The organism is Thalassovita autumnalis, from assembly GCF_001458255.1.
Taxonomy (GTDB): Bacteria; Pseudomonadota; Alphaproteobacteria; order Rhodobacterales; family Rhodobacteraceae; genus Thalassobius; species Thalassobius autumnalis.
This window is the reverse complement of sequence record NZ_CYSB01000027.1, coordinates 65348-91227: the sequence shown is the minus strand read 5'-3', so window position 1 is coordinate 91227 and position 25880 is coordinate 65348. Positions and strand designations below refer to the sequence as shown.

Sequence of the window (25880 nt, the reverse complement as noted above, 5' to 3'; positions counted from 1 at the left end):
CATTCTATCCGTTGGAAACCGTGTCGGATGACCCTAGCCGCCAGCCCGCCATTCGCCAACCACCCTGCGGCGCCGCCGCGGCGGTTTCTGTCGCCTCGGGGGTCACACCAAAGAGGTTCTGCGCCTCTTCCGGGTTTGGCAGACTGGGTTCAACGACATTGGGGGTGCCAGGCTGTTCGGCAGGCTCCGCCGGGGCGTCGCCCTCTTGTTCCAGCACCGCCGGGTCAACACCGAAGGTGGCCAGAATTTCAGGTGTCAGCATCCGGAAGCCCTGCAGCCCCGCAACCTCAGACGCGGCCTGTTCAGACAGCAGCCCCTCCATCATCGCGCCGGTCAGCATATCCTCCAGCAGGAAGATCAGATCCATCCGGTCGGTGATCGAAATGCGCACATCGCCGGGCAGGCCAAAGTCGATATTCACCCCTTCGGGCGGGCCAACAATGGCGCTGGCCTCAGAGGCGAAGTTCACCCCAAGGGTGATCTGTACCAGCAGGTCCAGATCCTTCACCGCCGGGGTCAGGAAGGAGGTGATGGTTTCCTCACCCGTCTGATCCTTTTCAAAGCGTACGCGCAGGAATTCACCCGCCACCACATCGGTGCCGATGCTCATCGAGAAGGTATCGTTGCCAATGCCGCCGATCATGAAGTCACGACCGATATCAGGATCCGCCAGCGTGTCCCCGATCAGCACGTCGTCACCGCCTTCGGTGATGTCCTTGCTTTCAAAGGTCCACTGTCCGGTGGCCAGCGACAACGCGCGTGTCAGCAGCCCGTGATCGCCCTGCATCAGGTCATCACCGGCATTGCCCGTCAGGCTGTCCGCACCCGCGCCGCCGAACTGTACATCCCGACCTGCGCCGCCGATGATGGTGTCATCACCGCCAAGGGTTGGCTGTGCTGTGTCAATCTGCACGGCCACACCGGTGCTGGCGCTGGCCTCAATCCGGCCGGCATCGCCCAGCACGATGTTCAGACCATCATCTGACACTGCGCTGTCGGCCCCTTCGCCCAGGATCACCCAGTCATCACCAATCCCGGTGGAGACCACATCGTCGCCACCATGGGCGGGATCCTCAATCTCAACCGTGAAGACCGCGCGCACCCCATCGCTGAAGGTCAGGCTGCCCTGATCGCCGGCAATCACATCATCGCCATCGGCCGATGTGATGGTATCGCCATCGCTGCCACCAAAGAGGTGGGCCGAGCCATTGCCAGCCGTTATCACATCGCCGCCGCCATGGGCGGTGTCCGTCGTGCGCATCTCACTCAGCGCTTGGGTGGTTGGATCGATCACGATCTCCCCATTGTCCCCCAGAACCGCGCCGCCACCGGTGCCGATCGACAGGGTGTCACCGCCCTGCCCGCCGATCACCAGATCAAAGCCATCGGTCAAGGTCACCGTGTCAGCACCGCCCTCATCCACGCGGGCCGAGGTGACGCGGGTCAGGCTGGCAGTGTCAAAGGCGCGGTTGGTGCCAGCAATCTGTTCGATGACGCCAAAGTCCGTCACGATCACATTGTTGCCGCTGCCGGTGATCTGATCCGCACCTGCCGCCGCCAGGGCATCGCCGGTTTGGGCATTGAACCCGGTCGCCGTTAGATCCTGCGACAGGACGATGGAAATCAGCTGTGGCTGCAACTCCTTGCGCACGGATTGATCGATGTTCAGGCCATTGTCGCCATAGACATGATCGTTTCCGGCCAGCGCATGGATCACGTCATTACCAGAGCCACCCAGCAGATGGTCATTGAAGTTGGTGCCGGTGATCACATCGTTGCCCACGCCGCCATAGACTATGACGAAGCCATTGGCGCCGCTGACATCGATCACATCATCACCACCAGCCGCAAACTGACGGCCGGTCCCATCCACCGCGTCTGAGCGGCTGTTGTAGCGCTGCCCGTCCTGCGTGGTGTCCCCAAAGACCGCCAGCGTCCGGCTATCGCCGCCGACATTGGCACTGCCATCGGCACCGGTCACGGTGATGGTGTCACCTCCGCCGCCACCGTGAACCACGGTCAGGGCGTTTTCAGCGGTGCTCTCAATCTCCAGCGTGTCGGCGTTTGAGCCCAGCAGCAGCTCCACCACTTCCATCTGATGATAGTTGATGCCGGCGCGGTAGGTCACCAGATCCGGCACCGCGGTGGTGCCGTTGTTCAACACTAGATCCGTCGCGCCCAGACCAAAGCCTGAGAGATTGTCTTCGCTCAAAGTGCCTGACTGAACCGCAGCGCTGCCATCGTTGAAGACAACCAGACGGTCGGTCTGCTCATCCTCATTCACCAGCTCCTCGACCTGCGGCAGATCGGCGTTGGTTTCCGTCGGCAATGTCTTGGCGATGGCGATGGTCCGGTCGGCGCCGTTGCCAACACCGCCAAAGACCGTCAGCGGCCCCTGCACACCGGCAATGATGTGATCCTGCACGCCGGGTTTGACCGTCGGCTGGGGTTCGCTCGGCGGCGTGGCCGATGCGGCCAGCCATATGGTGACCGGTGTGTTCCAATCGGCGGCAGTGAAGGTCACCGTTTTGGCCGTATCATCCCAGCGGCTGTCAGAAGAGCTGGCCACCGTGCTGCCATCGCTGAGGACCGAGACCACCACATCCGCCGTTGGCGCTTTGGAGAGTTGCAGCGTGTAGCTGTCGGGCGCGCTTTGGGTGACGATGGTATCGCCATTGGTTTCGCTGACGATCACCTCACCCTTGTCGTTGTCCAGAATGCGCACATCCACCTCAGCGCCGCCAGATTGGTCATCCCAGCTGGCCTGCGTGGTGTCCGCACTGTCCAGTGTCACCGAAAGGGTTTGGCGTTCCCGGTTTTCAACAATGGTGTCATCCACCGCCGTCACGGTGACCGAAATCCCCGCGGCGTAATTGACCTGGTTGAAGCGCAGATGCAGCATACCATCGGCCATATAGGCGTTGGCATCCGCACTGGTGACGGTGAAGTCATTGCCGGGGACGCTCACCTCATAAACGATATCTTCGCCGGGCTCAGGTGCGCGTGACAGGCGCAGCGTCAGATCCTGGCCCAGACCGCCTTCGGTCACATCGATGCTGGACGGATCGCCATCCACCAGCACGCCGTAAGCGTCATTGTCAAAGATCGTCACCTCGGTGTTGTTGACCTTAGCCTCATTGATCCGGGTCTGCTCGGTCGCGTCGCCGGCCGCAGCAGCGCTCGCCTGATGGCTGATCACCACGGTGCGCGACCCTTCGGCGGCGTCATCTTCAGGCGCCTGCACATAGACCCGCTGCCAGGCGGTGGAGTTGGTGAAGGTCAGAACGGTCGCTGACTGATACTCACCGCCCGAGGTGGTGGACACCAGGGCCGAGTTGGCCTTGACCGCGCCCGGCAGGCCACGATCCTGCCCTGAAGACCGCGCGGCCGATACCGTCAGATAGGCCGTGGTGCTGAGCGCCGTGGTCATCCGGATATCGTAATAGCCAAAGGCCCCGCCCTCATCGAGGCTGGCCAGACCGCTGCTGTCGATCTCAAACAGGCCCGAGTCTTCCGTGGCGACGTTCAGGCGCAGACCATCCACAAAGATCTCATTGAAGCTGGGATCCGCCGAGGCCACCGAGTGGTTCACAACCCCGCTGGTGCCTTCCACCTCCAGCGAAACGATGTCGGTGGTCACATCACCTGCAACGCTGATGTAATCCGATCCCAACCCGCCAATCACCGTCAGCGACATACCCGCCGCGGTGGATTGGACGTAGAAGGTATCATCACCTTCCAGGCCATCAACCTCAGCCTTTTCAACACCTTCGAAGCTGATGTTCAGCCCCGCGCCAAAGATGCCCTCATCCGTCAGCAGGAAGCTGTCATCCTGTTCGGTGCCCAACACAACGATCGAGTCGGTGCCCGCGCCGCCATCCAGTTTCAGCGGTGCGTTGAGGTTATAGAGGATCGTGTCATCCCCGACACCACCAAAGGCTTCGGTGTCCCCGCCGCCCGCCAGAGTGGCGCCATCCGCGGCCAGTACAAAGGCGCGCACCACAAAGGTGTCATTGCCATCTTCGCCAAAGAGTTTGGTCAGGCCTTTGTTGGAATAGACGTTGAACGTGTCATGCCCAAGCCCGCCAAAGACCGTCATCGGATGGCTGTTGCCAACCGACAGGAAGCCCTGGGTGGTTTCATTGGTTTCGATCTCATCGCCCACCGCCACATTCGGCGCCACCCGGTCGGATCCGTACATCTGGCCGATCTGGAACAGGTCATCACCCGCGCCGCCGTCCAGTGTTATCATCGTGCCGCTGTCATCGGAATAGAAGGCATCATTGCCGCCCAGGCTGTTCACCCGCACCCGGCCATTGACGTTGAAATCGCTGCCATTGCGGTTGCCCGCGTAGATGATGCGCTCCACCGGATCCAGCGTGTTGCCTGCGCTGTCCTCATTCAGCAGCGCAATGAATTCCTTGCGCACCAGAATGGCATCGGCAGCCCCATCGCGCCCGTTGATGGTCAGGATATCCGCACCATCATTGGGCGCGCCGCTGTCGGCCACGGTGATCACATTGTTGACTGCGGCGCTGTTGCGGTTGATCACCACCTCATCGGTGGCACCCTGCCCGTCGATCACAAATTCGTCCGCCGGATCCCGTTCCCCCAGCTCAGTGATCGTGATCGCATCCTGATTGGCACCGGTCTGGATCAGCACATCGCCGCTGATAACGCCCGGTTGCACCAGCACGCTGTCTTTGTCGAGGCCGGTGGTCACGGTGATTTGCTGCGCCGACAGTGCGCCAAAGATCTGCACCGCAGCCCCCGCGTCCACATCGCCGCTGGGCACATCGGCCTGCAGGTCAATCGCACCTGTTGCGGTGATCGTGCTGGCCGCGGTTTGCGTGAAATCATCGCCAACGGTCAGGGTCAGGTTACGATCCGGCTGACCGGCCTGCCCAACGAACACATTGCCAGCAATCACCAGATCCTCATCCAGATCAGTGCTCTCACGCAAGGAGATCGCAACATCGCCCGCCGACCGCGCGGCAAACCCGCTGTAGTGGTTTTCATCAATGCGCAGCCCGCCCTCGATATCCTCGACAACAACACCGTCGGTGCCAATGTCAAAGGCCAGCCGGGTCGCGTCAATTTCAACCGCATTGCCAACGGTGCCAAGACCCAGTGCGGCAACCCGCAGGTTTGTGGTTTCGATGTTCAACGCCGTATCTGCATTGCCATCGGTGACAGCACCCACCGCCTCAATATCGATCAACTGCTGCGAGGTCATGCGATTGACCGCAACCGCCCCGGCTGAGCTGATCACGATGTTGTTCACCGCCGTCGCCGTCAGCAAGCCGCCCGAGGTCAGCGCAATGTCAAAGCGCACCAGCGGGCTGATCGCGCCGATATCGCCCAGACGGGACTGCAGCGTAATGCCTGCAGCCGTCAGCGTCGCATTGGCACTGCCCAGCATCGAAGCTTCGCTGAGGATATCAGCGGCGCCGGTGATGGTCAGATCACCTCCGAGTGCGAAGATATTGAAATCATGCACAAAGATGGTTCCGCCGACGGTGCCGATCAGACCTGCACCTAGATCAATCTCAATCCGTGCGCCAGAGGTGCCGAAACTGCCGGTGACATCCAGTTCCATCGCCGCAGCGGTGATATCTGCGCTGGGGTCGCCATCGTCATTGGCAAAATCGCTGACATTGCCGCCAACGTTCAGTTTCACGGTGCCGCCCGCGTCAATGTCACCAACAATCAGGTTCTGCGGCACGGTCAGTTCCAGATCACCGCCGGTCAGGGCGCGCTGTACATTCAGATCCCCGCCCAGCTGTTCGATGCTGGCGTCACTGCCCGCCTGAAGCAGAAGAACTGCATCGTTCAAGGTATTGATTGTAAAGGCTTGATCGCCGGTGCCAATCGCCCCATCGGCAATCAGGCTGATGTAGTCACTTGCGGTCGCTGCAGCGGTGCCGCTGAGCGATGCGTCAATCAGTGAGCCAGTGGTCAGCAACCGCAGGAAGCCGCCGCTGTTGGCCTCACGAATGTGCAGCTCAACCCCGTCATGACCAATGCCCGCAACCGAGGAAGAGGTCATCGTCAGATAGGTCGCCGCATTCAGCGCCGTGGCCCGCAGGTTCACATCCGCAAACGGCCGCGCCGAGACCCGCTGCACATCCCAGAGATCCGCAAAAATATCGCCATTTGAAACAGTTACAGTGCCAACCTCAGGAACCTGTTTAATTGTTGTCAGTTCACTCCAACCGCTCGGCGGGTTGTCCCAGTCAATCGATTGCGGATCAATCGCCCCGGTGCCCGCACCGTTATATTGGAACAGACGATAGGTATGAGCAGTGGCATCCGCGCTGCCCGGCCAGGTGTTCCAGAGACCCAGAACCTGCCCAGTGCTGAGGGTGACCGTCGGGCGGTTGCCATCGGTCATATCCGAGAAGATCAGGTCCAGTTTGGTCCAGTTTGCAGTATCCGCCTCCAGCGCGCCGCGTTCGGGGGCATCGGCCAGAACCGTCTCACCGCCTGTGCGAACATAAATCTGATGCACCACATCCACGATGTCCTGCACCTGCAGTGCCCGGCGCAGGTTCTGCGCGTCCAGACGGGCCTGATTTTCGGCATCCGACAGTGAGGCATCCAGCTCAATCGGGGCGGTGAAATCAATGTCCTTGGGTTCCGTCAGGGTGCCGATCTGCCCTTCACCGGCGTCTGTGCCAGCCGCCACCAGGAAAACCTCGGGCGCAATGATATTGGCGTTTTCTGCCGCCGCCGTTGCCGCGCCTGAGATCGATCCGACCTCCAACAGCGGGTAGAGCGCCTTGGCCACAGCTGCGGGCAAGGTCTGGTTCAGGCTGGTCATGCTGGCCAGTTCTGCGTCAATTGCCGCCTCACGCGCGGCCCCTTCCAGATAGAGGCTTTCGACATAGCTGGCCTTGGGCCCGGTCGCATCGCGATTGGCCTCATGCAGCACACCGTAGGTGTAGGTCAGATCCGCCTCAATCGCGGTGCGGGCCGCCACGCCGTCAAAGCCGCTGACCAGCGTATCAAAATTGCCCAGCTCCATATCATCAGCGACCTGCGCCGTGGTGCCGCGGGTGAGGAATTGCGACCAGACGTCCAGATACTGGCCACCGCTGTCTTTGCCACCCTCGGCCTGCGCGCCAAGACGGACAACATCGATGTAATCCTGCAACCGGGCGTTTTCTGCCGCCCAGAGCGCATCATGCAGCACGGCCATTTCAGCCTCAGCAGCGGCGATTTCCTGCGCCGTTGCGCCACCGGTTGTCAGATCCGCGATATAGGTTTGATATGCCGCGCTGCTTGCCAGATCCGGTTGGCTGACCGCATCAGTGTGGATCGTCTCCACATAGATCCGCGCCGCGCTGCTGGCGCCCACGTCCCGCCCTGCCAGCACGGTGTGGATTCCGCTGTAAGTGTCAGCGAAATCACCGGCAAACTGGCTGAGCAGCTGATCATCCGCCAGCGCCTGGAAGGTGCTCATCTGATCCAGCGCCACGCTTTCGCTGGCGCTCCAGATCAGGGCGAAGTAGCGGTTGTAGCTGTCGCTGTTGCGGAAGCCCTGATCGTATTCCACCGCGTGCAGCGCATCAAAGCGCGCCAGCTGCTGCGCCCGCGCCTCAGCCTCCGTCATGCCGGGATTGGCGGCGGCGGTGTTGGTGACCAGCGTGTTGAACGCCGCCACATTGTTCAGATCCGGATCCACTGGGCCTGACCCCGCCGGGGTGCGGATCAAGTTCCAATATTCCACATACAGCTGATAATCCGCGACCACTTGGTTATCCAACTGGTTGCCCGCGATTGTCCGGTTGCCATCGGTCAGACCCAGACGCGCCTGATAGGCCGCAAGCCGCGCATTGGTCAGCGCGCCGTCGGTTTCAAAGTTATAATCCAGGATTGACCCATCCAGCGCCGTCAACCGCAGGATGCCAGCCAGTGTGCCCACTGAGATTGGTCCAGGATCATCCTCACGCAGGAAATCGGTGCGGATCTCTTCGGGTTGGACCAGATGCAGATCGCCAGCCACCTCAACCACGTTCATCCCCAGCGCCGCAGCACCGGCAAACCCGCCGTCCACCACCAGATGGTTGGTGTCGATCAGTACGGCCTGCGCTTCGGTGCCCACAACGGACTGGCTGGATTGCAGCTCAATCCGGTCGGCCGTGATATGGGCGCTGGTGTCCCCTGCGGCCTTGGCCTCAGCAAAAATACCCTGCGGTGCGTTGATCGCCACGGTGCCGCTGCCGGTGGACAGCTCCTTGATGATGACCGAGCCCTTGTCATTGGTGTTGGAACCCAGCCCGATCAGAATATCGCCCGAGCTGACCTGAATATCGAGCACCTGCACATCAGTGGGCACGGCAACCGAACTGGCTGCGAAGCTGCTGAAGGCTGCCGGGGCCGCGGTGTTGACCAGATTGATCAGCACAAAGTCGACGGTGCCATTGGTACGGATTGCCTGCAGCTTGCCGCTGATCGAGACATTCTTAGTCGCGCTGACGCCGCCGCCATTGGCGCCAAAGGCCTTGGTCGGGGTGGCGAAGTTGTTGTTGATCGACACTTCGGCATGGGCAGCGGTGCGGATGTCACCAGACAGGATCACATCGCCGACGCTTTCGATCAGCACCGTTGGGGTGGCGCTGCTTTCCAGGAAGCCGATTTCGATCGCGTGGTTGGCGCGCAGACCGATATCCCAATATTTCTTCAGGCCTTCGGTGGTTGTCGTCTCATTATAGACGGTCTTTTTCTTCATATACCCGCCACCTTCGGACCAGCGGCGGTGCGTTTGGTCGAAGTTTTTGAAGTCAGACAGGTATTCCCCGGTGTCGCGGTTGGTCTCGTCAAAATCCTCGCCGGTGACAGCGTTGAAATCACCGGTGTAGATCGACTTGAGGCTGCCATCGGCCTCAAACAGCTCACTCAGCTCAATTTCCAGCGTCGCAGCGGCATCCGACGGGTTGTAACGGTAATAATCCGTCATATCGGTACTGCCGGAGGTGTAATCGTGGCGGATCACATCGCCGTTGTTCAACGTCACCGCCACGTTCGAAACGTTCTGGAACCGGGCAATGATATCGGCATTGGCTGGTGGCGTGCCAGTGGTCCAGCCCCCCAAGGCCGCCACGCCATCCGCGCCGTAGTAATTCTGCGTGCCCTGGCTTTCCAGAAGCGGGCTGTCGCTCAGCGTTTCCAGGTTCTCAGACAGCAGCGTGCCGCCCCCGGCTGAGAAGTTGAAGAACAGGTTGAAGGTCCTCACATAGCGGGTTTCGATGGTCTGCAGGATGGTCGCCTGACCTTCGGTCCAGACGTAATAGGTGCCGTCCTTCGGCGCATAGGTTGTGGTCAGCCCGTTGATGGAGCTGCTGCCGAGTGAGGTAAATTGCACCCCTTCGAAATCGCCGTTGGCATCGTATTGCACGTCACCGCGGAAGGTTTCCACCGTCATGCCACCGGCGTTTTCGGTATAGACCGTGCGGCTGGCGGCGGCCCCGCTTTGCTTGTTCAGCGTGTCGGTGATCTGGATCACCCCTTCGCGGTCGCGGCTGGTGTTGATCCCGTTCAGGATCAGATCGTAGTTGGAGTAATTCCTGATCGCCACATCGGCATAGCCCGAGGCCACCAGCAGCTGACCGTTGCCGGTGGAGAAGACATCGCCGGTGATCTCAATCCGCCCGCCGGCAAAATCGATCTCATCCATTATGATGGCTTGTTCCTGCTCATCCCAACGCGATGACAGCGGCACCTGCGTGCCATTGATGGCGCCGAATTGCACCCCATAAAGCCCCTGATCACTGGCGCTGACCAGTGAGGTGGAAATCGACGGCGGGGTGAAGTTTTCCGGGATGGTGATCGAGGCGGATTTGACCCCCGATTGGATCAGCCCGTTGACGTTCACATTGGTCGCCACGATCGACACGATGCCATTGGCCACCACAGCCGATTGTGATGCGGCCAGCGCGGCGCCGGCCTGAATGGCTTCGGCCGTGCCAGAGCCATCGCCGACGGTGGCATAGGCGGTTGCGGTTGTGCCTTTGGCGCTGTTGCCATTGTTGGGTTCCAGACTACCAACAAAGGCGCTGATCCCGGCGTAAGTGCGCGGGTTGGCCCCGGCGTGATACCAATCGGTTGAGACAACGAAGTCACCGCCGGACTGGATATTCACCGTCTTGGCCAGCACAGTGCCCGTGAGGCGGATCGCCCCCACGGTGGTCGACACGGTCACATTGCCCAGATCATTCACGACCGAACCTAGCAGATACAGATCCGGCGGCAGGTTCGGCAGGGTTGCTGGCACCAGCGCGCCGGTATTGGGATCCGGCACCTGATTGTTGGCGGCATAAACCGTGGCAATCGCGTCCACATATTCATAGCGGTTCCGGTTCACCGCATTGATCTGGATGGTGATATTGGCGGTTGCTTCCCCAGTGCGCTGGGTGGAGCCCGGCACCAGCACATCATTGGCGTAGATGTTGCCCGGATAGAACTCGGTATAATCGCCGGTGGCGGCGCTGAAACGCGCCACTTTGGTATTGTCGATCACCACGTCATTGACGCGGTGCATCATGAAGACGTCTGACAGCACCTCAACCGTGACATCGCGATGCGCCATCAGGGTTGGGTCGGCGCCGGTGACCAGCCCGGTGAAGCTGGTGATCGCCTGTTCGCTCTCAATAAAAATCGAACCGGGCGCGGCGGTGATATTGGGGATCTCAAGGAAGATCGTCGGCAGGGTCTGTTCAATCACCGGCGGCACATCGCCACTGCCGGTGGGCGGCTGCAGGCCCAGGTTGGTCATCTGGGTGACGATCTGATCCAGCTGCGCCTGATAGCGCACCAGCGCCTCAGGGTTGGAGTTGTGATCGCGCATCCACTGGCGCACCTGCTGATACTGCGAGGCCAGAAGCGTCGCCAATTGGCCGACGCTGATCACCGGATTGTCCAGCGTGCCGGGGCGCACCACCACAATCTGGTTCAGGAAGGCATTGCGCATGTAGTCATTGGCGTTGGAACCAAAGGCGCGATCCTGCGCCAGTTGGTCCGGCGCTGCACCAAGGTTCCGCCAAAGGGCGGTGTTGGTGTAATCGGTGGCTTGGGTGATCACAGGCGTCGGCCCGGTGCCCAGATATTGGTAATAGTTGCCCGCCGTGCCCTGCGCATCGCCGCTGGTCACATTGACGGCCTCCAGCAGTACGATATCGCCATTGTACATATCGGTCGCCAGCGTCTGCGGATCCCAATACTGGATGACGTAATCCTGATTGCTGGCCACACCAATCTCGGCCTTTTCCGCATCGGTAAGCTGACGCGGCGTGGCTGAAACGGCGTTGTCCTGCCAGCGATTGGTCGATCCGGTGCCGACATAGGCAACCTCATAGACCGTCTGGTAGTTCACCCCGGCCCGCAGCTTGGCGGCCGGATCGATGTTCACATTGGCCGATCCGGTGTGGCTGCCCTGATTGGTGACGTTGTAGCCATAGGGCGGCACCGCAAGCACCAGCACCAGACCATCATAGCTTTCCTGGAACAGGCCACGCTCGGCGCTCAGCAACAGGTTCCCGGCCGATTTAATCTGCGAGGTGCTGTCAATGTCCACCGAAGCCACGCGATCGGTGCTGTTGGTTTGCAGCGCAACCCCCAGCGAGATCCCCAGCGACACCAGGGAACCGTTGGCCGCCGTGCGCGAAATGGTCGAGTTGACGGTGCCATTGGCCTTGCCCGCGCTCAGTTCCACACGCGCGCCTTCGATCAGCGCGTTGTTGACGCCGATGGTGGTGGCCGAATTGGTGCGGGCCTTCACATCAATGCCAAGGTTGGCGGAAACCGCGCCGGTCTGGAACACCGCGCCATCTGCGGTGTTGCGCACGTTGGCACGGGTTTCGACCTTCACGTCGCCGCCAAGGTTATCGATATAGGCGCCGTCCATCGTCACATCGGTTTCGGCGTTGATCTCTTGTTCGGTGTAAGACACCGCCAATCCAGCGACGCCCGAAAGCGCAAAGACCTCAACCGAATCCGCGGCGGAGTGATCGGTGATCGCACGCACCAGCACGCGGGATTTGTTTTCGAAGGTGCCTTTGCCTTCCAGCCAGACATCGCCCAGATCAATCGCCGAACGGGATTTATCGCTGCTGGAGCCGACATAGGACCGGGTACCGATGATGGTCAGCCCCGCCAGGTTGCCGGAGCCGGAGGACACGTTGTTGGTGTCAGAGGCCGTCGCGCCACCGATGCCGACGATATATTCCTTGTAAACCTTGTTGTAGGTGTCGATCTGGATCGCACCGCCGGTGATTTTGGTGCGGTCATTGGCACCGGTGCCGGAGGCAAAGATCACCCGGGCATCGCCCTCAGCCGTCAGGTTCAGCTGCGCGCCGGCCCCGCTGGCCGCTGCCAGTGAGTTGGCATCGGCATCACCGTCCATCGCCCGTTCCGCGCGCGCCGAAATGTTGACCCCATCCGCCCGCACCTGGGTGTTGGCGCCGACCATGACCTCAGCCGTGGTGTTGTCACGCACATGGCTGACCGCCCCAATGGCCGAGAAGCCACCGCCGCCGCCTGCGGTGGTGTCCACGAACATATCAACCTCAGCATCGGCCAGCACATTCAGCTGCTGGCTGACAACCTCGGCATTGTTCTGGAAGGTCACCAGCACGTCGGCCAGACCGTCATCCGTGCCACCATCATCGGCGCCCAGACCGGCCTCAGCAAAGGCGGTCATCGACCCGATAGCGCCCAGACCTGCCGAAACGCCCAGTGTAGAGGAGCGCAGGAACAGATCGGCCAGCGCCTTTACATCCACATAGTCCGAGCCCACCAGAACCGCGTTGTCCACGGTGGTGTTGACGGTGCCTGCTGCCTCGGCCCGGGCAACGTTCACCTCAATCGCCACCGCCCCAACGCTGACGCCTGTGGCGCCGACATCTGTGATGTCGACATCAGTTTCTGCCCTGGCTTCAACGGATTGCGCGGTGATCCTCGCGTCTTTGATAAGACTGGTCACGGTTGAAGAATGGCGGCTTTTCATCACCGCCGCGCCAACTGCCAGACCGATCGGCGCAATCGCTGCGTTCACATTGGCCACGTTTGAGCTGAACTCGGCCGTGTCCAGCGCCTTGACGGTCACTGCGCCAGATGTGGCCTGGATTTCGGAATCCTTGCCCGACAGATCCACCATCGCGCGCACGCTGTTGTTCACCGTCAGCGTGATGTTCAAACCACCCCCGGTGGCCGAGATGCCACCGCCCGAGATCGCCACACCCACACCGTTGAGGTCGGTGAGCCGTGAGATGGAGTCCGCCTCCACCATCACATTGCCGCCGGCGTTCAGCACCGCACCGCTATGGCCCGAGTGGGTCACATCCGCATGTGAGGTGTTCTGCACATCAACCTTCAGGATGTTCACATTGACCGCAATCGCGCCAAGGCCGACCGAAATCGCGACCCCCACCATGGTGGAGCCTGACCCGTTCGGCACATCGTCATTCACCAGCGTTTCGGCGTAGGACAGGATCTTGATGTCCCCGCCTGCGGTGATCAGGCTGTCGGCGGACAGCGCCTCCACAGTGGAGTAGTTCGACACCGAAACGCCAATCCCTGCCCCGGCGACCGCACCACCGATGCCCACTGCCAGCGCGACCGAAGCGCTTGCCGCTTCGACGTTATGGGTTTCTTTGGCGTCTGCCTTGACCTCAACCCCGCCGCTGGCGCTGAGCACGCTGTTGGTGACCACCGCGCGGGTGCGATGGGAACGATCCGCAGCCTCATCGCCGCCCACGCGGCTGGTCAGGATGGAAATCCCGATGGATCCGGCACCGGCCAGAATACCGGCACTGGCCGCAGCTGCGACGGTGACGATCCGCGCCTTCAGCGTGGTGTCATTGGTGGCGATCGCATTGATGTCACCATTGTAGGTGGTCAGCTGCGCATTGGTGATGAAAGCTTCAGCGTTGTTGTTGACGGCGTTATGCACCGCCGCACCTGCGCCAGACAGGGCCAGACCGCCAAACAGCCCTGCCCCTGCCGCGACCGAGGCCGCCACCGCGGTGCCATGCACCGTCGCGTCATTGTCTGCGGTGACGGTGATATTGCCACCGGTCGCCGCCGTATTGCCACTGGCCGCCGTGCCCGCAACGATCATCTGATCAGCCGCCAAAGCGCCATCTTTGATTTCTGCCAGTACCGAGGAGCCAACGGTGTTTTCGGCAATCGCCACCCCGATGGAAATGCCCGCCGCCATCGCGGTGCCGCCAATTGCGACCGAAACCGCAGCGCCTACTGCAACAGCCTCAATATCTGCGTTGTCTGTCGCCGTGACCTCAAGGCTGGCGACCTGCAGCATGGTGTTGAGACCACCCACCGGACCGTTGGTGCGCGAGACCGAGGCGGCTGTGTTCACATAGACGTTGTTGTAAACGCCCGCGCCTGCGCCTGCGCCACTGGCGGCCACATCGCTGGACAGGGCCACGGCTGCCGCCACCGCATCACCGTTGGCGAATATGGTTGAGGTGTTGGTTGCCGTCACCGCCATGGCGCCCGCCACGGTCATCCGCGCATCTGCCACGCTGGCGCGCACGTCAAAGGCATCACTGCTGCTGCCCACGGTGTTTGAGACATAAACGCCGCCAATAGCCGCCGCCCCTGCACCGCCCGAACCTGCCGCGCCAACACCTGCGGCCACAACCACCACATTGGCGTCAATATCGATCCGGTTGAGCGCGCTGACCGTCACCGTGCCCGCGGTGCCCGCACCGATGTTGCTCAGCTCCGCCTTGGTTTCGCCGGTCACTTTGTTGATCGAATTGGCGCCGCCACCCGCCAGCGCAATCCCCGTGGCCCCACCTGCCGCAATCGCGACCGAGGCCGCCACGGAGGTCGAAGAAATGTCCAACCGGTCGCCGCCCCGTTCGGTCTTGGCCAGAACCTCCAGCGCACCGCTGCCGGCATCCAAAGCGCCCGCCGCGCTGAAGCCGGTGATCCGCGCCACGGTTTTGGCGTCAATCTCATTGACAGAAACACCCACCGCGATCGAAAGCGCCACATTGGTGCCACCACCAAAGGCCACAGCCACGGCGGCAGAGCCGATCACGGCTGTAATGCGCGACAGGTTCAGCGCCTCAACATGGATGCCATTGGACACCACCTGATGGGCGCTGCTGCTACCGCTGACCTCAGCGAGGGCTGAGGTGGAGCCATAGTTGCCTGCCCCGGCACCTGCACCCGCCGCCGAAAGACCAAACCCACCGGAGGCCGCGACCGCGACCGATGCCGCCAACACCACGGCCCGGATCGCCTGATCGGCAACCGCGTCGACCGCCAAGGCGCCATCGAGTACAACCGAACTGTCTGCCACCCGCGCGGCCACCACGTAATCCGAGGTGTCGCTGAGCCCCGCAATAGTGCGGTTCAGCCCGGTGGTGACATTGTTTGCAGCTGCAATCCCCAGCGCAAAGGACAGGCTGCCCTTGTCACCCGCGGTGACCGAGACGGCGATGCCCACTACAACGGCGGTGATATCGGCCTCACCATCGGCGTTGACCTTCATGTCATCCGCGCCGCTGATCGTTGCCCCGCTGACCACCGCATAGGTGGCCCCGGCAATGGTATTGCCTGATCCGGCGCCGCCACCGGCGAAGCTGACCGCGCCATGGGTGCCGGCAATGGCCGCCGCCAGGGAAACCGAAACGATCCCGGCGGTGTTTTCCGCATCAACGTAGATGTTGTTGGTTTTTGCGCCACCGCTGGCCGTTACCGTGCCCGAGAGCCGCGCGCCAACCTCACCCGAGACCTTGTTCACCGCGGCGGAAAAGCCCACGGCCCCACCGCCCAATGCACCACCAATCGCAACTGAGGCGCCAAGCGCAACCGCGACGATATCCGCGTCATTACGAGCCAAAACGCCCAGATCCGCCTCATTCTGCAGGTTGATCGTGGCTGTGCCGACCTCAGCGATGACCGAACTGTCGATGTTGGAATAGGCCACGCTGCCCGCCACTGCGACCGCAATGGGGGAATCCGGCCCCACAGCACCCGCCGCACCAACGGAGACCACAACGATACCGCTGGCATCATCGGCTTTGACCAGCAGGCCCTTGGTCTGCCCAGTCTCCCCATTGGTGATGGTGGTGGTTTCGTCATTGGTCAGGGTCAGCGTTGCACCACCGGTGACCTTGGCGCTGATCTGCCGATCGACCTCGGTATAGGCCAGGTTAAAGCCGATCCCGACCATTTTGGAGCCACCGCCCGCCGCAGTGATATTGACCATCTGCGAGCGCAGATCGGTCTTATCCAGCGCATTGTCATCCTGGCTGAAGGCATCATCGCCCAGCCCATCAATGGCGGCATCCAGATAGGCGTTATCTGTACCCGCCCCAACGGGTTTCACCGATCCCGCGGTCACCTGCACCAGACCTGAGGCGGTGATCGACACCGGCCCGTTGATGGTTGAGGTGATGGACCGGTTGGAGGTGATGGTGCCAAAGGCCGCGCCAACGCCACCAAAGTTCAACCCGACCCCCAAAGCCCCCGCGATGGAGACGACCGAAGAACTGTCCTGCGCGGCGACGGTCAGGTCCCGCACACTCCAGGTTTTGGCAGTGGTCGGCGCCACCGAGGTGGTCACATCGCCGTTCACCGTGGTCACAGCGACAGAGCCGCCAAGCGCAAAGCCGCCGGATCCTGCGCCGCCAATGGCAACGGTGACATTGGTCTGATCTGCCCGCGCAATGATCGAAGCATCCTGCGTCATGGTGACGGTGCCATGCACCGCCGCGCTGACCGGTGTGTCGACAATGGTGACCGCGATCCCTGCGCCAGCTGCCCCGCCTTTGTCCGGGTCAAAGGCCACGCCAACGCCGCCCGCAATTGTGGTGTGGTCCGAGACATCCACCGCCTCAACCCGAAGGGAGCCATCGCCGGCAAGGGTGCTGGCCTCATCCACCAGAACCTTGGTGCCGATATCATTGCGGTTGACCGCTGCACTGCCGGCAAGTGCCAGGCTCTTTGAAACAGCAACCCCAACCGCGATGGAAACCATGGTCAGGTCGCTGGTTGCGATGGTCGACAACAGGCCCGAGCCGCTGCTGAGCGTGGAACCGGTGAGCAGAACCTCCGTGCCGCGGGTCTGGCTGGCATCATTTTCCGCCTCAGCCGCGATATTGACGGCAATCGCAACACCCACGGCGGTTGCGCCAGAAGACACTGCAACGCCGCCTGCCGTGGCCGACAGGGCGCTTTCGTCAAAGGCGGTCAACGCAATCGCACCGCTGCCCGACACATCGATGGTACTGCCGGTGGCCTCAACCACCGTGCTGGCGCGATAGACGTTGATCGCCACCATGCCCACACCCGCACCGGCCGCATTGGCACCGGTTGAGACAGCAACCCCAAAGCTGAGGTTCACCAGCGTGAGCGAGTTCACAGACAGCGCGTTCAGCGATGCGGCCTCAATCCCCGACCCCATGATCACATGGTCCAGATGGGTTTCCACCAGGCTGTCGATTACCGCAATGCCCAGCGAGACGCCAACGCCCGCCGTGGTGCCATAGGCCACCGCCCCTGAAATATGCAACCAAAGCGCGTCATTGCGCGCCGAGATATCGGCCGCCGTGGCGCTGCCCAGTGTGATCTGCGCGGTTGAGCTGCCGAATAGGCCCGCATCAACCTCTGTACGCGCCACCGTCACGGTGACGGACCCAGCGACGCCAACACCTTTGGCGCCTTTGGCGGCGGCCACACCTGCGGCCAGGCTGAAGTAGCCGGAATTGTCCCGCGCGCGCATCGTCAGCGTGCCGGCACTCAGCAGCATCGCGGTGCTGCCAGCGGTCGCAATGCGGCTGTCGATTTCTTTCTGACTGTCGATCACCACAAAGGCGCCCGCCACGCCAACACCGTTTTGCGTGGCGGTCATCGCCCCGGCGCCGGCCACCAGAATGCGGTTTGCGGTGTCTTCGGCCTTGGTGGTCAGGTTGGTGGCACTCAGCTGCGCCAGCCCTTCGATCTTGGTTTTGACGTAGATGTCTTCTTCATAGCCGATGGCAGAACCCGAGACCGCAAAGCCCGAATTGGACTGCGCCGCGCCCTGTGACACGCCCGCGGGCAAGGCCCCGGCAACGCCACCGGATCCGGCCGCGCTGCTGCTGGAGGGCGCACCGGCCCCACCGGAGGCATCCGGCGGCGCTGGTGTGGCTACCGCGGCCGCAATGGCGCCCGTGATAATCGCACCGGACACGGTTGCATCCATGCTCATGGTGCCCCCGACCGAGAAGGTGCCGCCGCCGCTGCCTTCGACCAGAACCTCAGCGTGACGATCGCTGAGGACGGTGACCCCCGACAGGCCGACCGAGGTGCCGTTGGACGCCGAAACCGCCCCGGCAAACTGAACGATTGTGGTGGTCTCTGTCGCGTCCAGATCCAGATTGCCCGCCAGGGTGATCATCGCGCCAGAGTCGATCTTGGTGATCGCCGAACTGTCAATCGTGGTGTGGTTCCACGACCCGTTGACCGACACGGAGGAGCCCTTGCCGCCCGCCGCCGCCAGGCCAAAGTTCAGATGTTTGGCGCTGCTGTCCGAGGTCAGGTTGTTGGCAATGATGACCGCATCGCCAATTGTTGCATTGGCATGGGTGCGTTCCAGCAGGACCGAAATCGCGGCGCCCACGGCATTTTCCGTATCCCCACTGCCCAGTGGGTTCTGTACCGGCTGCGAATTGCTGAGCGCAGATTTGTGTTTGCTGTAGAAGGATCCCATCCCCTGACGGAACCCCTTGTTGCGCGAAAAGGCACTGCTGTCGCCGGCGGTCGGGCCAAAGGGTGCAAAGTTACCATGCAGGGCGATCATGTCATTTTGCGCAGATGCACTGACGTTCACGTCATGGCCACTGCCCACGGTACCGGCGTCCTGCCCATCCGCGCTGACCACAACCTTGGCGCCATCTGCGATGGTGGCGTTGGCCTCATAATCCAGATCCAGAACCGACAGGGAAATGGCCACACCAACAACCGAGCCACGTGCAAAGCTTTGCCCCCAGACGTCAAACAGGTTGGCCGCCAGACCGAAGTTATCATCCACATAGTTGGCCGCGCCACCGATCACCGAAATCGCGGTGCCGGTGGGCGTGATTTCCGCCCAGAAACTGGGATCGTTATACTGTTCCTCGGCCAGGTTGATCTGGGTTTGGGCCACTTCGGCCTTATAGCGTTTGTCGCCAACCTCAACCACATCGCCCGCGCCTACATCCACAACGCCATCGGCAATGGTGGTATCGCCCTGCTGAACCGTGCCGTTGTCCACCTTGAAATCAGGCGCCGCCGCCGCATCCAGAACCGGCGCCACAAGGTTGGCACCCCAAAGGCCCAACGGATCGATCTTGTTTTCAGACTTGGCCGTCACGCTGACCGCCCCTTGCGCCCGCAGCGTGGTGGTGCCGGTGATGGTGGCGTCTGCATCAATGTCCATGATGCCGACGTTCACCGCCAGGCTGACCCCCGCCTTGGAGGAGCCTGCGCCTGCATCCCCCTCGTTTGAGCTGAGCGCAGTTGTGGTCATCTTGGGCCGCACCGCTGCGGTGCCGACAACACTGGTGGTGCCGCCGACCTTGATCAGGCTGGTGGCGCTGTCATCGCCCAGATAGGCATCGACATTGTCCTTATCGACCAAAACGCTGATCGCGCCCGAAACCTGCACCTTGGGCTGCACGGGGGCCGCTTCGTATTTGCTGTTCAGCCATTTGAACAACCCGCCGGGTTTCTGGCTGGCCGCCGCCCCTTTGGACACCGCAATGCTGATCGCCGGGGTGAAGGGCAGCGCGTTTGAGACCGCATCGTTCAGATAGTTGCCCGTGCCCAGCGTGCCGGTGGCCGCACTGGCCGAAACGCCCATCGTCATAAAGGGCAGGATGAAGCCGATTTTCTTTTCCAGGGAGGCCTTGGTGGTTGTGGCCTGCACCACCAGGTTGCCATCCACCGTCAGATCCGCACCGCTGACCCGGGCTGAGGTGTTGTTGATCCCCACCTCAACCGCCAGACCAAGGGTAAAGACCCCATCCACCGCCGAGGCCGCACCGCCTTCGGTCTGGATCCGCTCAATCGTATCGGAGGTGACGCGCAGATCTCCCCCCACGGTGGAGCCTGAGGCGGCGGCAACGGTGACGTTATTGTTGACCAGATTGACAGTCACACCGATGCCGATGCCGATGCCGGCCAGACCACCACTATCGGCCAGCGCCGCATTGGACATGTCCACGACCGAACGCACATCCATATCGCCTGAGATATCCAGCAGGCTGTCGATATTGATCGTGTGATAGGCCTCACTCAGACCAAACGCCAGACCGGCAAGAACCGCAATCGGTTTAGCTGAGCTGATCGTCTCGGTCGCGGCGCGCACATCAAAGTTGCCCTCAGCCCCGGTGCCGGTGGTGACAAATTGCGAATGTTCCGTGGCGGTCAGCGAGACGTTCGACAGCACCCGCGCATTGGCCGAAATCAGCGCCAGACTTTCCAACATATCCAGGAAGTCCTGGCCAAATTCGGCAAGGTAATCCAAGAATTTAGGATCCGAAGTTTCATCACCGGTGGAGACATCCTTGGGCGGCAGTTTGCCGGCGCGCATGTCGATCCGGATGTTGCGGCCTTCGACCACAGCCATGCCGGATCCGCTGCCAGCGGCGCCGAAGGTGTAATCAATATCAAAGGACTGGATCTGGTAGAATCCTGAGGTCCAGCGCCGATCCTCATTGCGGGCGACGAAGAACACATCGCCCGTGCTGGCAATCCGGGTGCCGCGGAACTGGCTGAAGTTGGTGGTTTCAAAGATCAGTCGGTTGGTCTCCGGCGTGCCGCCGGTCTGCACGATATCGGCAGAGACAACAATCGAGTCTGCTTCGAACTTGACCACACCGCCTGCGGTGAAGTTGGTGTTGGCGCCAAAAGTGATGTCATTGCTGACGCTGTCATCCACACGGGTGAGGCGCAGATCCTCTGCCAGCATCGGCACTGCACCAAAGGTGATCGGATCGGTGATCCCCGCCGCCGAGGTGGACAGATCGCCAGTGACCGTGCCGCTCAGTTCAACAATGACCTGATCGTCATCCGGGGTGGCTGCCCCTCCGCTGAGGCTGAGACCCACAGGGATCCCGTTGCCATCAACAACCACGGTGTTGGCGCCGGCGCTTTTGGTGATCGTGTCGGCACCGCCACCGGTGCGATAGAGGAAATCACCGGTCCAACTACCTGCGTTGACATTTTGCGCCGCCGCATCGCCGCGCGCCTCAATCAGTTCGATCCCGCTATAGCTGTCCGTGCCACTTGCCGAGCTGGCGCTGGAGGCCCCGATGGTGATCGCCCCGGTGATGGCGCTGCGCGACAGCAGCAGATGGTCATAGCCCGCACCGCCGGTGATACTATCCGTACCCGCGCCCGCGATGATCAAGTCATCACCAGCAGAGCCTGTCAGCGTGTCATCCCCCGCCCCACCATCGATCAGAACCGAGGTGCCGCTGGACAGCCCGGCCGTCACCGTCGCACCTGAGAAGGTCATCCCGGAAAGGCCCAAAGCCTCCAACATGGAAGTATCAACATAGATATTCTGTGGCGTGCCGGAGTTGCCCTGCGCGGTGCTATCGGTGACCTCAACCCCTTCGAACCGCAGCGCCCCCGCCCCTGTGAGCGAGGAGGTGATGACCAATGCGCCGCCGCTGATCGTGGCGGTCAGGCCGGTGACCGCGTTGAAGGCATCCAGCACATCCTGCATGGTTTCGGCCAGAACGGTCAGATCTACGTAGGCTTCGGTGCCGTCGGGGTGGATCACCTTCAGGTCATAGGCGCGTTCGCCGGTGTCAAAGCTGCTGGTGACCGGCGTACCGGAGGAGCTGTCGACCACCTCGATCGCGTCATTGTCCAAGGACCGGATCGGCAGGCCCGCACCGTTGTTGAGGGTCGACAAACGCGTTGCCGCTGTCAGCTCACCCGCCGCCAGTCCCGAGGCATCCAGCGTGTCCGCCCCGGCGGTGCCGATCAGAACATAGTCTTCGAACCCTTCATGGTTCACCGCACCGCTTGTCAGCGCCAGGGTCGTGTCGCTCAGCGTCTGGGTGGTGTGGCCTGTCGCGGTCAGCCGGTCAAACCCTTCACCGCCTTTTAGCACCACATCGGCACTCAGCGTGCCGGTGCCGGTGACCACAATGAAATCATTGCCTTCGCCCAGATCAGCGCTGTCATCCGCGCCCAGGGTCACATGGTCAATCCGGTCAGAGCCGGTGATCGACACCGCGCCACTCCAGCCATCCACAACGGCCCAGCCGGGCATATCGATCTGGAAGGTGAAATCCGCCTGCTCGATCCCCGTCACCGTTTCGCGCGCAACACCGCCGCGGGTGCCGACAACGACGGTGGCCGCGGTGTCAAACGGCGTCTCAGATCCACCGGAGGGCGTGTGCGATCCAGTGGCGCGCATCGCCAGCCCCAGATCCCGGCCACCCCAGCCGTGTTTGAACGCAATCTCAATCCCGGTCAGCAGCCCGGTGCCATCCCTAGTGGTGCTGACCTCATAGGCCTGGGTGTCAAACAGCTGCATCGCCTGCACCGCGGCCTGCACCTCAAAATCCGTTGCGGCAAAGCCAAGCGCGGTTGAGGTCAGCTGCACCCCATCCAGCCCGGTGATCTTCAGCCGGAAACTGTCATCCGTGCCGGTCGACGCGGGCAGCGCCACCGTCATCGTATAGTCAGTGTCCGTGTCCCGGTCATGGAACAGCCCGCCGCTGGTCAAGTCATAACCGCGGAAGCCATCTTCACGCAGGACATCGCCGGTGCCGGTGCCGCCATCAAAGCTGTCAAACCCATCGCCACCGCTCAGCGTGTCATCTTGCGAGCCGCCGGTCAGGATATCATCGCCGCCATTGCCGGAGAGAACCACGCTGGCCCGCGTCAGGGCACTGGCATTAAAGGTGTTGGCGTTTTCATCGCCAAACAGGCGCACCTCATCGAAGGCACCAATCAGCGTGTCGGTGAAATCACTGCCCCGCGCCACCGCGATATCGGCCGCACCGCTATCGCCCACGGTCCAGTTGCCGCTGGCCTCTTCGGCCAGATAATAGGCCCCGGCCGAGCCGTTGTTGGTCAGCGTGTCCGACCCATCTGAGGACAAGAAGCCGTTTTCAGCGCCCAAACCGCTACTCAGCACATCCGCGCCGCTGCCGCCCTGCAGCACGGTGCTGCCGGAAAATACGCTGGCGTTAATGGTAACACCGGCGGTGTCTCCCGTAGCCAGAATGACCGCCCGGCTGATATCTGAAATGGTGGCCACGCCATTTGCGGCACTGTTGCTCTGGCTGAGGTTTGTGTTGGTCAGGGTGACCGTGCCCGCCGCGCTGCGATAGCCCAGCGTGTTGGTGCCGGTGCCGCCGATTGCCACAGCGCCATCCAGCGCCTCAAGCCCCAGAAGGTCATCGCCCGCCAAGGCTTCGATCCGAGTGGTTGCCAGATTGCCGAGGAGTGAATCGTTTTTGCTGGTGCCCAGCAGCGTGTTCACATCGCCGGTAAAGCTTTCAAAACCAGAGGCATAGCCGGTCATCAGGTCGACGATCACGTCGCCATCATATTCGCTGAACGCGCCGCTGGCATCGGAATAGGCCAGGGTCAGGTGACGGCTGCCACTGTTCTGGCCACGCGCCACATTGGTATAGGCCAGCGCACCGCTGCCCATCAGCACAGCACCCTCATAGACACTGACCACCTGCCAGGTGATCGGATCCGCGCCTGCACCGATGTTCATCACCAGAATATCTTCGTCCCCGCCGGCGCCTTGGCCTTCGATGGTTTCGACATTGGCAAAGCTGGCCGTTGCGCCCTGCGCGGTGGTGCCATCCAGAACGGTGCTAAAGGTGCCGTCGGCGCCGTTGCTATCAAGGTTGGTGACCTCAAAACGGCTGTTCAACGGATCCGTGACCTGCCAGCTGCCGACCGGCAGATTGGTGACCGGATCCCGGGTGATCTCAACCCCATTGGCATCATAGATGGGTTCCGGCGTGGTGGGATCGTCATCATCCACATAGGTGTAACTGTCTGAACGCGCATCCAGATCGCCCTTCAGCACATCCACCCCAGCGCCGGCATCAACACTCACCGCGCCAGTGAAGCGGGTCAGCGTGATGGTATCCGCGCCCGCACCGGTTTCGATCAATGTGGTATCGGCGGCGGCAATGATGTCATCCTCGCCCGTGCCGGTTTTGACCCCGGTGAACCCTGCGATTCCAACAAAGGCGCTGGCAGATCCCTGCTGGAAATCGACCGAGACGTCATAGGCCAATGTGCTGTAATCAAGGATGGAACCCGCCACGGTGGCGGTCAGATACTCGATATCGTCGGCCACCAGAACCGAGGTGCCGCCGGACACGCGTGAGATATCCAGTGTTGCGTTTTCCTCATCGCCTTTGATCAGCACCGCCATGGCGTTGGTGTCTGACAAGATCAGCCGGTCATCGGCATCGCCGCCGCGGATCTCATCAACGCCGCTCAGCTGGGCAGTTTGGGTCAGATCCACCCAGGTGTTGGCATCGGCTGGCGTCGCCGGGTTGGTGGTATATTCAAAGAAATCTAGGGTGATCGCCGCCTCAGGATTGCCCGTCGCGCTGAAGCTGGTCACATCCCATTGCAGCAGATCATCGGTGCCATAGGCCACGTCATAGCCGCCCCGCAGGGTGAAATCGACGCCCTGTGCCGCCCGCGCCAGATCCATCCCATCGGTGCCGGTAAAGGCTGAGATGCCGCGCGTGTCCAGCATCAGCGGGCTTTGGCGGCTGCTGTCACCGGCCTCATAGAGGCGCAATTCACCGCTTTCGGCGTTGATGTCCGCGCCGGTCTGGCTGGCACTGCGGGCCTCGGAAGAGAGGTTCAGGTGCGTCTGGCCCTGCCCTTTCAGCCCTTCGGCACCCTGAAATGTAATCCCGCTGCGGGTCAGTGTGGTTTCTGAGGCGTCCCAGGTGAGCGCCCATTCATTGGCCCCGGTGGTCCGGTCGGCCAGAATATCGCGGCTGCTGTTGCCATCGATGCTGGTCACGCCTGAGAAGCTGAGGAACTGATCGCGGCTGCCGCCTTCATAGGTGACGCGGCTATCAAGGGTGCGGTCCCCGGCACTGGGGTTGGTCATGTCGCCAGTTGGCGCCAGCATGGCCAGTTCGCCGCTGAACCCGGTGCCATCGCTGCTGTCGAGCGACCACACCAGCCCTTCGCTGACCGATGGGCCGATGATCTGGTCACTGCCCCCCTGCATTGAGACATCGAACTGTACGCCCTCATGCAAGGACAGTACGGACTGGTCGATCACCAGCCGGTTGTTGCCGCTGCTGCCGGTGATGTTCAGCACGTCGATTAGGGTGCTGGTTTCATCCCAATCACCCGTCACAACACGTTTTTGGCCGTCAATCTCAACGATACGACGCTCGGCGATGACATTGCTGCCGGTGGCCGAAACGCCCTGGATCAGCTGCAGGCGGTGTTCTTTCTGGGTGTCCGGCGCATCGGCGGTGCCGCGGTTATATTCAACCTCCACCACCCGCAGGGTTGCGTCACTGTTGCCCGCGGCAAAGGACATGGCGGCGCTGATCGGATCGCCAGACAGCAGGACACGCGGTTCCAGCGCATCGATGCCGCTGCGTTTCTTGCGCAGCACATGTTTGGACCGGCGGGCAGGTTTAGCAAAGAGGCCACGCGTCCAGTTGTTCAGGAACTGCGACAGGCGACCGGACCCATCCTGTGTGGTGGGATCGGCGGATGGATCAAGGGTGGGATCAGGCTGTGGCAAGGCCAGACCGTGAGAGACAGAAGCGCCTTTGGCGACCACTTTCGTGGCCGCCTTGCGGTCTTTGTTTCTAAACGTCTTACTCACGATCAAGCCTCCCCAGCCG

At 61.9% G+C, this 25880-nt stretch carries 1 protein-coding gene; it reads right to left on the bottom strand.

Annotated elements, in window-relative coordinates:
* Positions 1-4: 4 nt before the first annotated feature.
* Entirely contained in the window at positions 5-25861 is a 25857-nt protein-coding gene (locus tag TL5118_RS09535) for an LEPR-XLL domain-containing protein (protein WP_165590038.1), read from the bottom strand.
* Positions 25862-25880 lie beyond the last annotated feature (19 nt).